Genomic DNA, 12,234 nt, shown 5'->3' with positions numbered 1-12,234 from the left:
CAAGCCCCCGGGCGCGTCGTATCGACGCGGCCACGCGAGGGCTTCGCTGTTGTGCCCGGGATGGCTTTCCCCGGACCTGTTGTGGTCTCGCTCCGAGCGGCCCCAGGTCAGGACCCACACGGTGCCTGGCTGAATGATGGCTGGACGGTCTGCGCCACACCGCACGCGGTGGTCGCGCTCGTCGAAGTCTTCATTCGGGTGACGCACTCCGGTAGGAGCACGGCAACCCGCAGCCAGTATCCCACATCACGCGGCGCCGCCAGACCAAGGCGGCGCGAACCGGTCAGCGGCCGGGAAACCAGAGCTCGATCTCGCGGACGGCGGACTCGGGCGAATCCGACCCGTGCACGAGGTTGTCCTGGGTGACGAGGGCCAGGTCACCACGGATGGTGCCGGGGGTGGCCTTCTCGACCGGATCGGTGCCACCGGCGATCTGACGGAACGCGGCCACGGCGCGCGGACCCTCGACGATCGCGGCCACGACGGGGCCGGAGGTGATGAATTCCAGCAGCGACGGGAAGAACGGCTTGCCCTCGTGCTCGGCGTAGTGCTGCCGCGCCAGGTCGTCGCTGACGGTCTTGAGCTCGAGGGCGGCGAGCGTCAACCCCTTGCCCTCGATCCGGCTCAGGATTTCCCCGACGAGGCGCCGCTGCACGCCGTCGGGCTTGATCAAAACCAGGGTCCGCTCAGTCACGGCGGACAGCGTACCGGCCCACTCTGGCGATCCGACAACGTGCAGTTCAGGCCATCTTCACCGTGAAGCCGTGGGCTACTCGGTCGGCTGCTGACCGGGCAGCAGCCCCCGCTTCTGCCGGCGCAACACCTCGGCACGCAGGTAGACGATCATCAACCACACCACGGTGAAGATGACGCCCATGATCCCCACCAGGGGGTAGACGACCCACCCCGCGATCAGACCGACCTGCACCCCGAGGTTGGCCCAGATCGCCCACGGCCGTCCCTGGATGCCGGCCATCAGCACGAGCAGCACCGCGAAGCCCACCAGGTAGCCCGTGGACGCGCCGGTCAATCCACCGCCGACCGCGCCGACCACGGGCAGTGCCAGCAGCACGACGATCGACTCGAGGATCAGCGTGCCCGCCATCACCCCGCGGAAGCTCTTCCACGGGTCGGGCGGGGTCGGAAGCTGTTCGCTCGGCGATTGATCGGTCATTGGGGGTCCCGTCCGAACAGGGTGCGAGCCTCGCCCGCGGTGACCACCGATCCGGTGATGACGATTCCCGCGCCCGACAGTCCGTAGGTCTCCTCGCCGGAGGCCTCGACCAGCGCGGTGGCGCTTTCGATCGCGTCGGGCAGGGTGGTGGCGACCAGTACCCGGTCGGGGCCGAACCGCTCCTCGGCGCGCGCAGCCAGCACCTCGACGTCGAGCGCCCGCGGGGAGCCGTTGTGGGTGACGACGATGTCGTCGAACACGGGCTCGAGTGCGGCCAGGATGCCGTCGACGTCCTTGCCCGCCATCACCGAGACCACCCCGGCCAGGTACCGGAAGTCGAATTCGGTCTGCAGCGCGTCAGCCAGGGCGGCGGCGCCGGCCGGGTTGTGCGCGGCGTCGATGAACACCGTCGGCGCGTTGCGCATGCGTTCGAGCCGGCCGGGGCTCGTGACGGCGGCGAAGCCGGCCCGTACGGCGTCGACGTCGAGCTGACGGTCGGCCCCCGCACCGAAGAACGCCTCGACCGCGGCCAGGGCGAGCACCGCGTTATGGGCCTGGTGTTCGCCGTGCAGCGGCAGGAACACTTCCGAATACACGCCGCCGAGGCCCTGCAGTTCGAGCATCTGCCCACCGATGGCGACCTGTCTGCTCAGCACCGCGAACTCGGAATCCTCGCGGGCCACGGCGGCATCGGCGCGCACGGTCTCGGCCAGCAGCACCTCCATCGCCTCGGGTGGCTGTCGGGCGATCACGGCCACGGTGTCAGTGGGGACCAGATCGTCGGGTTGGCGGGTGATGATGCCGGCCTTCTCTGCGGCGATCTCGGCGATGGTGTCGCCGAGGTAGTCGGCGTGGTCGAGGCCGATCGGGGTGAGCACCGCGACCGGGGCGTTGACGATGTTGGTGGCGTCCCAGCGGCCACCCATGCCGGTCTCGACGATCGCCACGTCGATCGGCGCCTCGGCGAACGCCGCGAACGCCATCGCGGTCACCACCTCGAACTTGCTCATGGGTGGTCCGCCCGCCGCTTCGGACTGCGCGTCGACGAGTTGGACGAACGGTTCGATCTCGGTATAGGTGTCGACATAGCGGGCCGGGCTGATCGGGGCGCCGTCGATGGAGATCCGCTCGACCGCCGACTGCAGGTGCGGGCTGGTGGTGCGGCCGGTGCGCCGGTGCAGTGCGGTCAGCAGCGCGTCGATGATGCGGGCGACCGACGTCTTGCCGTTGGTGCCGGCGATGTGAATCGACGGATAGCCCTTCTGCGGCGAGCCGAGGATCTCCATCAGCGCGGTGATCCGCGTGGTGCTCGGCTCGATCTTCGTCTCCGGCCAGCGCTGGTCGAGGAGGTGCTCGACCTGCAGCAGCGCCGCGATCTCGTCCGGGGTGGGGGCAGGATCGGTCATGGCTGCGCCGGCAGGCCGGACAACCGCGCGGTGATCCGCTCGACCTCTTCACACGCCACCTGCTGACGGCCGCGGATCTTGTCGACGACGTCGGCGGGTGCCTTGGCCAGGAACGCCTCGTTGCCGAGTTTTCCTGTGGTGCCTGCCAATTCCTTCTGCGCGGCGGCCAGGTCCTTCTCCAGGCGGCGGCGTTCGGCCGCGACGTCGACGGTGCCCGAGGTGTCGACCTCGACCACCACGGTGGCGCCGGACAACCGGACCTCCACCGACGCCGACGGAATGAAGCCGTCGCCGGCCTCGGTGAGCCAGGCCAGGGCGCGGACCGCAGGCACGTGGTCGTCGAGGCCCGCGGCCGAGACCTCCGACAGTCGAGCGGGGACACGCTGGCGGTCAGCCAGCCCCTGATCGCTGCGGAACCGGCGCACCTCGGTGATCAGCTTCTGGGCGTCCTCGATGCGCTGGGTCGCGACGGCGTCGGCCGCGAAACCCGACGGCGCCGGCCAGTCGGCGATCACCAGGGACTCACCGCCGGTCAGCGTCTTCCACAGCACCTCGGTGACGAACGGCATCACCGGATGCAGGAGCTTGAGCAGCGTGTCGAGCACCGCCGCGAGCACCCCTGTTGTGTAGGCCGTGTGCTCCTCATTCCCGATCTGAACTTTCGCCAGCTCGACGTACCAGTCGCAGAACTCGTCCCACGCGAAGTGGTACAGCGCCTCGCACGCACGGCTGAACTCGTAGCCGTCGAAGGCGGCGTCCACCTCGGCGCGCACCTCTTCCAGGCGGCCCAGGATCCACCGGTCGGCGTCGGTCAGCGCGGCCGCCTCCGGCAGCGGCGCCGGGCTGGCGCCGTTCATCAGCGCGAAGCGGGTCGCGTTGAACAGTTTGGTCGCGAAGTTGCGCGACGCCCTGGCGTGGTCCTCGCCGATCGCGAGATCGCCACCGGGGCTGGCGCCGCGGGCCAGGGTGAAGCGCAGGGCGTCGGCGCCGAACTTCTCCACCCAGTCCAGCGGATCAATGCCGTTGCCGCGCGACTTGCTCATCTTGCGGCCGTGCTCGTCGCGGATCAGGCCGTGCAGGAACACATTCTGGAACGGGACGCTGCCCGCTTCGATCACGTCGTCTCCGGCGACGAACGTGCCGAACATCATCATGCGGGCCACCCAGAAGAACAGGATGTCGTACCCGGTGACCAGAACGGTGGTGGGATAGAACTTCTCGAGTTCCGGGGTGCGCTCCGGCCAACCCATCGTGGAGAACGGCCACAGCGCCGAGGAGAACCAGGTGTCGAGGACGTCGGGATCCTGCTCCCAGCCGGCCGGCGGCGTCTCATCCGGGCCGACACACACCGTCTCGCCGTCGGGGCCGTGCCAGATCGGGATCCGGTGGCCCCACCAGAGCTGACGGGAGATACACCAGTCGTGCATGTTGTCCACCCAGGCGAACCAACGGGGTTCGAGGCTGTTCGGGTGAATCACGGTGTCGCCGTTGCGCACCGCGTCGCCGGAGGCCTTGGCCAGCGATTCGACACGGACCCACCACTGCAGCGAGAGCCGGGGTTCGATCGGTTCGCCACTGCGCTCGGAGTGGCCGACGCTGTGCAGGTAGGGTCGCTTCTCCGCCACGATGCGGCCCTGCTCGGCGAGCGCCTCGCGCACCTTCACACGGGCTTCGAAACGGTCCATCCCGTCGAAGCGGGTTCCCGTACCGGTGATACGGCCCTTGGTGTCCATGATCGACGGCATGGGCAGGGAATGCCGCATCCCGATCTCGAAGTCGTTGGGATCGTGCGCCGGGGTGACTTTGACCGCACCGGTGCCGAATTCGGGGTCGACGTGGGCGTCGGCGACTATGACGATCTCGGTGTCGAGGAACGGGTGCGCCAGCGTGGTGCCGACCAGGTGGCGGTAGCGCTCGTCGTCGGGGTGCACGGCGATTGCGGTGTCGCCGAGCATCGTCTCCACGCGGGTGGTGGCGACCACGATGTGCGGTTCGTCGTCGGAGAGCGAGCCGTATCGGAAGGAGACCAATTCGCCTTCGACGTCTTCGTATTTGACCTCGAGATCGCTGATCGCGGTCTCGAGCACCGGCGACCAGTTCACCAGCCGCTCGGCCTGGTAGATCAGGCCGGCGTCGAAGAGCCTCTTGAAGATGGTGCGCACCGCGCGGGACAGGCCGTCGTCCATCGTGAAGCGGTCGCGGCTCCAGTCGACGCCGTCACCGAGCCTGCGCATCTGAGCACCGATGGTGCCGCCGGACTCCCGCTTCCAGTCCCACACCTTGTCGATGAACAGGTCCCGGCCGAAATCCTCTTTGGTCTTACCGTCGGCGGCGAGCTGCTTTTCCACCACGGTCTGGGTCGCGATGCCGGCGTGGTCCATCCCCGGCAGCCACAGCACCTCGAAACCCTGCATCCGCTTACGGCGGGTCAGCGCGTCCATGAGGGTGTGATCCAGCGCGTGGCCCATGTGCAGGCTGCCGGTGACGTTCGGCGGCGGCAGCACGATCGAGTAGCCCGGTTTGGCGCTGGCGGGGTCGGCGGTGAAGTAACCGGCGTCGACCCAGCCCTGATAGATGTCGGCCTCGACCGCGCCCGGGTCCCACGACTTGGGCAGGGCGGTCGCCTCGTTGTCGGCGGAGGGTCGGGTGCTGGCGGTCACCGCTCAATTCTAGGGAGCCGCGTGGCGGTCGACCGCGGGGGTGTCGCCCGCCTCCGGCCCCGTGCGGTCAGGCCAGCCGCGACGTCTCGAGCGTCACCTCGGCCCCGGGGAAACGCCCGAGCAGCGCATCGCCCATCGCGGCCGCCGGGGTGAGCACGCCCCGCAGCTCAGTGAGCTTGTCGCGGTCCAGGGCCAGTGCCAGCCCGCACTCCCCCAGCAGCACCGCGGTGGCCTTGTAGCCCGGGTCGCCGCGCTGCGACATCCGGGCCAGATACCGCGCGCCGGTGGTTGTGGTGGTGTAGGTCTCGACGGTGTAGTGGCCCTTCTCACGGGTCTGCTCGCTGGGGCCGGTGCCCGGTTTCGGCAGCACCCGTTCGAGCAGCGGACGCGGCAGCCGGTGGAAGAAGCGGGAGCCCAGCCCCATCACGGCGGCGTTGCCGCCGGTCATCATCGCGGCGGCCACCGGGGCGACCGGCGACTTACCGACGCTCATCAGCTCCGAGTACTCGAACCGTCGGCCGTAGGCGTAGTCGAGCAGGGCGTTGCTCCGTCGCACGATGCGCGTGTTGGCCGCGGCCATCACGAAGCCACCGGTCCAGTACCCCGCCAGCTCGGGGGCGATCTCGGCCCCGCGCCGCCACCGCACGTCGGGCTGCGCGCCGAGTTCGGGTTCGGCGCCGCGGTCCGGGCTCAGCGTGTAGGGGTCGATCATCTGCCTGCGGGCGTCGGGGTCGGTGGAGGCGGTGTTGAGCACCTCGAGCATGGAGGCCAGCGTGCCGCCGGACACCCCGCCGGCGAACGAGCGGACCACGAGGCTGGTATCGCCGAGTTGCCCCTCCCCGTCCTCGGTGGCCATCCGGTGCAGGGCGTAGACCGTGAGATCCGAAGGGACGGAGTCGAATCCGCAGGAGTGCACGATCCGCGCCCCGGTATCGGCGGCCTGCTTGTGGTGCAGGTCGATACTGTCGCGGATGAACATCGTCTCGCCGGTGAGATCGGCGTAGTCGGTGCCGGCAGCCGCGCAGGCCGCGACCAGGGGCATCCCGTATTTGGTGTAGGGCCCGACGGTGGTGATGACCACCCGGGTGCGGGCGGCCATCGCGTTGAGCGTGGCCGGCTGCGAGGCGTCGGCGCTGATCAGCGGCCAGTCGGCCGCGTTCGGTCCGAGGCCGTCCCGCACCTTGAGCAGCTTGTCCTGCGACCGGCCGGCCAGCGCGATGCGGGCGTCGCCGCCCTGTCTGGCCAGGTATTCCGCGGTGAGCTTCCCGGCGAAACCGGTCGCTCCGTAGACCACGATGTCGAACTCACGCTGCGCTGCCTGGGTCATGGTTGCGACGCTACCCGAGCATTTCGGGCAGCTCTTCGTCCCGGCCGAGCAGATGCTCACCGAGGAACGCGAACACCACCTGGTACCAGAGCTTGGCGTGCTGCGGGGCGAGCACCCAGTGGTTCTCCGAGGGGAAGTAGAGGAACCGGTGTGGTCCGGCGCCGGAGTCGTCGGCGGGCAGCCCCGATCGGGTGAGCAGTTCGTACCAGAGCCGGAGCGCCTCCCCGATCGGGACGCGATAGTCCTTGTCGCCGTGGATGACCAGCATCGGGGTGGCGATGTTCTCGACGAACAGGTGCGGTGAGTTGCGTTCGGCCATGTCGGGGGTCATCTCGCGGGCCCACCAGTAGGCACCGTCGGTGGTGGCCCCGAACTGGTCGAGCGCCCACAGGCTGGCGTGGGTGACGATCGCGTCGAACCGGTCGGTGTGCCCGGCGATCCAATTGGCCATGTAACCGCCGAAGGACCCGCCCATCACGCCGCTGCGGGTGCCGTCGATCCGCGGATCGGCGACCGCGGCGTCGGTGGCGGCCATCAGATCGGTGTAGGGCGCCGCACCCCAGGCGCCCCAGCCGCGCTGGATGAAGTCCTGGCCGTAGCCCGTCGACAGGGCCGGGTCGGGCAGCAGCACCGCGTAACCCTGCGCGACCATCAGCCACGGGTTCCAGCGCCAGTGCCACGCGTTCCAGCTCGCCAACGGTCCGCCGTGCACCCACAGCAGCAGCGGTGCGGGGTGCTCGGCGTCCGTCCCCTCGGGCAGCGCCAGCCACGACCGCACGGCGACACCGTCGTCGGCGGTGGCGTGTAGTTCGGTCAGGGTGCCGGGCAGCTGCGGCGCCTGCACCGACGGCAGCACGGAGACCGATCCGTCGGCGTCGATGCGCACCGGCTGCTGCGGCGTGGCGTAGTTGCTACGTAGCGCGTAGATGAGGCCGTCGGGTGCAGCGGTGACGTCGGTGTAGGTGTAGTCGTCGTCGGTGAGGCGGCGGACGTCTCCGGTGTCCGGGTCGACGGCGAAGATCGGGCCGCGCCCGTTCTCGTCGGCGGTCACCAGGATCGACGAGCCGTCCCGCGTCCAGGTCACCGAGGTCGGCCATCGATCCCAGTCAGCGGTCAGCTCGCGGAGATCATCACCGAAGGTCAACGCGCACAGCGTGATTCGCGGGGCAGCCAGCGGTGTGGAGATCGTCTCACGGGCGAACGCCACCGTGGTGCCGTCCGGGGAGATCGCCGGGTGTCCCAGGTCAGCGCTCGCGTCGTCGGCGATGGTGGTGCGCTCGCCGCTGCCCACCTCCACTCGGACCAGGATGTCGCGCAGCGCCGCGCCGACGGACGGCTGCTGCCATGAGGTGACCAGGAAGCGGCCGTCGTCGCTGACGTCGATGCCGGCCTCGCGCAGCCCGCCGCCGGGTGCGGGGGTGAGATCGCGACCGTCGTCGGCGTCCAGGAGATGGGGCTGATCGGGCCCCAGGTCGTGGTCCCAGGACCGCACGGGGTAGCCGGTGTGCAGGACGGCGGAGACCTTGTGGTCCTTGCGCAGGGCGCGCAGTCTCTTGTCGTCGTCGAGGGTGGTCGCCGACGCCAGCAGGGGTGCGCTCACCACGGTCACGTCCGCGCCCCGGGCACAATTCACAGCGGCCACGCCACCGGGCAGGGCGAACTCCTCGACGGCTTCGCCACCGTCGGCGGGCAGCCGCCACAGCGCCGCAGGCGGCGCATCGTCGTCTTTGGTCGGGCGGGAGGCGAGAAACAGCAGATCCCCGCTCGCGGTGAACGACGGTGACCGCTCCCCTTTCGCACCGCGGGTGAGGCGGCGGGCGGGCCGCGTTCCGGCCGGATCCAGCTCCCAGATCGCGGTGACGAATTCGCTGCCGCTGTCGTCGAGTTCGCTGATCGTGGTCACCACCCTGGCGCCGTCGGGCGACACCGCCAGCCCGGACACCCGCGGCAGCGCGAGGTAGGCGTCCAGATCGGCGAAGGGTGCTGCAGAAGAAGGTGTCGTCACGCCTGCACACGCTACTTTCGTTGCGTGACGCAGGAGTTCCTCATCGTCGGCGGGGGCATCGCGGGGCTGGCGACCGCGGCGGCGCTGCAGCGGCGCGGCCACGCGGTCAGCGTCTTCGAGGAGAAGACGGACACGTCGGCCGGTGCCGGCATCAGTATCTGGCCGAATGCGCTGGCGGCCCTCGATGACGTCGGCCTTGGCGATGCGGTGCGCGGATCCGGCGGCCGGGTGACCGCCGGCGCGGTGCGTTGGCGGGACGGGTCGTGGTTGCGACGCCCCTCTGCCGATCGGATGGTGCGGGCGCTGGGCGAGCCACTGGTGGTGACCCACCGCGCCGACCTGACCCGGATACTCTCCGACGCCCTGACCGACGGCACCGTGCAGACAGGAATCTCGGTCACCGGTGTCCGCACGTCGGGTTCCGGGGTGACGGTCGAGTTGTCCGACGGCACGTCGCGCAAGGTGGCCGCCGTCGTGGGAGCCGATGGTGTCGGCTCACGGGTGGCCCGGCACCTCAACGGCTCGCTGCCCCACCGCTACGCGGGATACACCGCCTGGCGCGGGATCGCGCGATACCGGCTCGACCCCGAGCTGGCCGGGCAGACGCTGGGGGCGGGCACCGAGGTGGGTCACGTCCCGCTGGGCTCCGACCACACCTATTGGTTCGCCACCGAGCGCACGCCGCACGGCGGATCGGCGCCGGGGCGCGAACTCGACTACCTGAAACGCAAGTACGCCGAGTGGGCGGCGCCGGTGCCCGCGCTGCTGGACGCGACGGACGCCTCGGCCGTCCTGCGCAACGACATCTACGACCGTCGCCAGGCCCGAGTGTGGTCGACAGGACCGATCACGCTGGTCGGTGATGCCGCCCATCCGATGCGCCCACATCTGGGGCAGGGTGGCTGCCAGGGCATCGAGGATGCGGCCGTGTTGGCCCGCTTCGTCGCGGGGTCCCCCGACATTCCGACGGCCTTCGCGCACTACGCCGCGTTTCGCCGCAAGCGCGTGCGAGCCCTGGTCCGCGAGTCCGAGCTGATCGGGCGCGTGGTGAACCTCCGGCCGGCCGTTCTCGGCGCGCTGGCCGGCCGGGCGACGATACTGATTCCCGAGGCCCTGGTCGGCCGGCATCTCGGCGCCATCGCCGCCCGATCGGCGTTCGTGACGCCGGAGGCGGTGTGATCCGGCTCGGCCCGCTGCTGGTAGACGCGATCGACCCGGCACGGCTCGACGCGTTCTGGTCGGCGGCCATCGGCGCCGCCGCCCGCGGGCGACTGCTGAGCTTCCGGCCGCAGGTCGCGCCCAAATCGGTGAAGAACCGGACCCACTTCGATATGCACGTCGACGAGGCCGGCGGCGTCGAGCAGCTGCTGGAGCTCGGCGCCCGGGTGGTCGCCGACCACTCGCCGGGGTGGGTGACGATGGCTGATGTCGAGGGCAACGAGTTCTGCGCCTTCCCTGCCACCGCCGTGAGCGGCGCCGCGCCGGCCCGGCCGTTCGCGGTGTGCACCGACAGTGACCGCCCCGAGGAGCTCGCCGCGTGGTGGGCCGAGCGGGTGGGTGCGCGGATTGGACCCGGTCCGGATCAGACGCCGCGCTGGCTGCAGAACAGCCGGGGCTGGGAAGAGCTGATCTGGAAGTTCGTCCGCGTCGACGATCCCCGCAGCGTTCCGAACCGCTGGCGGTGTTCGGTGACGGGGCCGGTCGACGAACTGATGGCTGCCGGCGCGAGACCGCTGGGCGACGGTGAGTTCGCCGATCCGCAGGGCAACGAGTTCAGCGCTGCAGACCCGCACCGGTCAGCGGGCTGAGCACCGCGGAGCAGAACTGCTTCAGATCGACGAGGCCGAGCACGCTGCCGGGCCGGACTGCGGCGCATCCGGTGGCCGCCGGTCGGACCGGCGCAGCGGCCGGAGCCTGGACCCGGGCGGGGGCCTGGGCCGGGTTGGCCCAGATCGCGGCGCTGGCGGGCGCGACGCCCTTCGGACCGCACTTCGGCCACGCCTTGATGCCCTGCTTGGCGAGGACTCGCTCGGCGACCATGATCTGCTCGCCGCGCGACGCGGCAGCGGGGTTGCCGCGACCGCCGTGCGCGGTCCAGGTGGCCGGCTTGAACTGCAGTCCGCCGTAGAAGCCGTTGCCGGTGTTGGTCGCCCAGTTACCGCCCGACTCGCACTGCGCAACGGCGTCCCAGTTCAGGCTGTCGGCGTTGGCGGTGGCGGTGGACAACAACGTCGGCACGACGGCCAGCGCCGCGCCGATCACGGTGAGCCAAAAGCCTCGGAGCACTGCTTTACGGATGTTGATCATTGCGGTCCTTCCCCGACCGTTTGACACCAGGACCGCTGGAATTTCGAGTGCTCATCCCGGGCGGCTACTCGGTCTGTCGGGTGACCTGCATCACGCGTTATCCACGAGACGAAAGTTTTAGTAGTTACTTATCTGACGTAAGAGGCCGGTGAGAGCGAAGAGGCGGTGCGGGGCTCTCGCCCTGCACCGCCTCTTTCGACGCGCTCGGTCGGTCAGCCGTGGCTGCCGCAGACCGGCCACGCCCCGATGCCCTGCGACTGCAGGACGTTCTCGGCCACGCGGATCTGCTCCTCGCGAGAGGCGTTGTGGGCCGAGCCCGAACCGCCGTTGGAGGACCAGGTGCTCTGGGTGAACTGCAGGCCGCCGTAGTAACCGTTGCCGGTGTTGATCGACCAGTTGCCACCGGACTCACAGGCGGCGACGGCGTCCCAGTTGACGCCGCTGTCCGCATTCGCGGTACCGGCGCCCAACGCCATGGGGGCCACAGCGAAGGCCCCGGCGAGTGCTGCCAGCCCGAACGTCTTGCGGATGCTCTTCAAACTTCTGTCCTTTCGCCAAGCGCGCGCCACCGACGCCCGCTGGTGCGGGCGTGCTCCCTCATCGATGGGAGAACATGGGTGCCGCACCGTCTCGGTCAGGTACGGCAGCAGGGAGCGAAATCGCTCCGCCAGGACGTGTCGCCCGGTCTCCGCCCGGCACTCAAGCCGGTCTGCGGACTGCTCACGCGCAGGTTCTCGGTTGTGGAATTATTTGCTCCTGTTGTGGAGCCGTTTGGGACGCTACAAAGCGAATTCACGGAAGTCATATCGGCGATCGACGGCCTCCCAGCAGATCACGCCAAGATCACGACGGCTTAATCACCATCGAATTACCAGGTCAGGACGAAATTCACGGTGACGGCCGGGGGCGGCGACGCGTCGGCAATACGTGAGCCAACTCACCGCCATTTTGTGGCGTGGACCACTCCGCGGGACGTTTGAAGGTGCCCGATACGGGTCAGAGCAGGGCCGATGCGCCCCACGACGGCATCCTCAGCTTGTCTGCCGTATGCGGTTCGCTGCCGCGCCGGACACCGGCGCGCACCCTGCATCGTCGCGAAACATGCTGTCACACAGGCTTTTCCGCTTGCCGGCGGATCGCTCAGTTTGGCCAGGCGTCCAAACGGAGGTGCCGCGTCGACCCCGTGAGCAGCACTTTCCGGTTCTCGGGAGCCCCCGCGCACGTCAGCCGATCCCCGTCGTCGCGCACCGCGGAATGGACGGCGACACAGTCAACCCAGACGAACGGAATGGCGCAGCTCAGGGCGGAATTCACGGCCGCCTCCCAGGGGGGACGTATATAAGCCGACTTACCTG

The 12,234-nt window shown here is 69.7% G+C and carries 9 protein-coding genes and 1 pseudogene; 2 read left to right on the top strand and 8 right to left on the bottom strand.

The genetic code is table 11. The features are described from left to right. Positions 1 to 283 precede the first annotated feature (283 nt). The 6 genes from ndk to A5757_RS21245 all read right to left on the bottom strand — a co-directional run bounded on the left by ndk (position 284) and on the right by A5757_RS21245 (position 8,572). Positions 284 to 694, bottom strand: coding sequence for a nucleoside-diphosphate kinase (gene ndk / locus A5757_RS21270; protein ID WP_066838346.1), 411 nt, complete (start codon positions 692 to 694; stop codon positions 284 to 286). Between the two features lie 75 nt (positions 695 to 769). Next, the gene (locus A5757_RS21265; protein ID WP_066838343.1) at positions 770 to 1,174 is read right to left on the bottom strand and encodes a DUF4233 domain-containing protein; all 405 of its coding nucleotides are present in this window, start codon (positions 1,172 to 1,174) and stop codon (positions 770 to 772) included. Beyond that, a complete protein-coding gene (locus A5757_RS21260) occupies positions 1,171 to 2,580 on the bottom strand; it encodes a folylpolyglutamate synthase/dihydrofolate synthase family protein (protein WP_066838341.1) in 1,410 nt (469 codons plus the stop codon). The genes A5757_RS21265 and A5757_RS21260 overlap by 4 nt, the downstream gene beginning before the upstream one ends. Then, the gene (locus tag A5757_RS21255) at positions 2,577 to 5,240 is read right to left on the bottom strand and encodes a valine--tRNA ligase (protein ID WP_066838339.1); all 2,664 of its coding nucleotides are present in this window, start codon (positions 5,238 to 5,240) and stop codon (positions 2,577 to 2,579) included. The genes A5757_RS21260 and A5757_RS21255 overlap by 4 nt, the downstream gene beginning before the upstream one ends. A 67-nt stretch (positions 5,241 to 5,307) precedes the next feature. Next, on the bottom strand, positions 5,308 to 6,567 hold the full coding sequence (locus A5757_RS21250; protein WP_066838330.1) for a trans-acting enoyl reductase family protein: 1,260 nt from the start codon (positions 6,565 to 6,567) through the stop codon (positions 5,308 to 5,310). Positions 6,568 to 6,577: 10 nt separating this feature from the next. Continuing rightward, on the bottom strand, positions 6,578 to 8,572 hold the full coding sequence (locus tag A5757_RS21245; RefSeq protein ID WP_066838327.1) for a S9 family peptidase: 1,995 nt from the start codon (positions 8,570 to 8,572) through the stop codon (positions 6,578 to 6,580). A gap of 24 nt (positions 8,573 to 8,596) precedes the next feature. Between A5757_RS21245 and A5757_RS21240 the strand changes: the two genes are divergently transcribed. Together A5757_RS21240 and A5757_RS21235 are read left to right on the top strand one after the other, a co-directional pair. Beyond that, positions 8,597 to 9,751, top strand: coding sequence for an FAD-dependent oxidoreductase (locus tag A5757_RS21240; protein ID WP_066838325.1), 1,155 nt, complete (start codon positions 8,597 to 8,599; stop codon positions 9,749 to 9,751). Further along, positions 9,748 to 10,380 carry a VOC family protein gene (locus A5757_RS21235; protein ID WP_066838323.1) on the top strand — a complete coding sequence of 211 codons (633 nt, stop codon included), beginning with the start codon at positions 9,748 to 9,750 and terminating at the stop codon, positions 10,378 to 10,380. The genes A5757_RS21240 and A5757_RS21235 overlap by 4 nt, the downstream gene beginning before the upstream one ends. On the opposite strand, the gene A5757_RS21230 is transcribed toward A5757_RS21235, so the two are convergent. Next, the gene (locus A5757_RS21230; protein WP_066838319.1) at positions 10,346 to 10,879 is read right to left on the bottom strand and encodes a transglycosylase family protein; all 534 of its coding nucleotides are present in this window, start codon (positions 10,877 to 10,879) and stop codon (positions 10,346 to 10,348) included. The two genes, A5757_RS21235 and A5757_RS21230, sit on opposite strands and share 35 nt — an antisense overlap. Before the next feature lie 212 nt (positions 10,880 to 11,091). Then, positions 11,092 to 11,319: pseudogene (locus tag A5757_RS21225) on the bottom strand (transglycosylase family protein); the annotation flags it as partial. Between the last annotated feature and the right edge of the window lie 915 nt (positions 11,320 to 12,234).

It is taken from the genome of Mycobacterium sp. 852013-51886_SCH5428379 (assembly GCF_001665575.1).
Taxonomy (GTDB): Bacteria; Actinomycetota; Actinomycetes; order Mycobacteriales; family Mycobacteriaceae; genus Mycobacterium.
The sequence above is the reverse complement of the archived record's forward strand: the minus strand, read 5'-3'. Positions and strand labels throughout refer to the sequence as shown.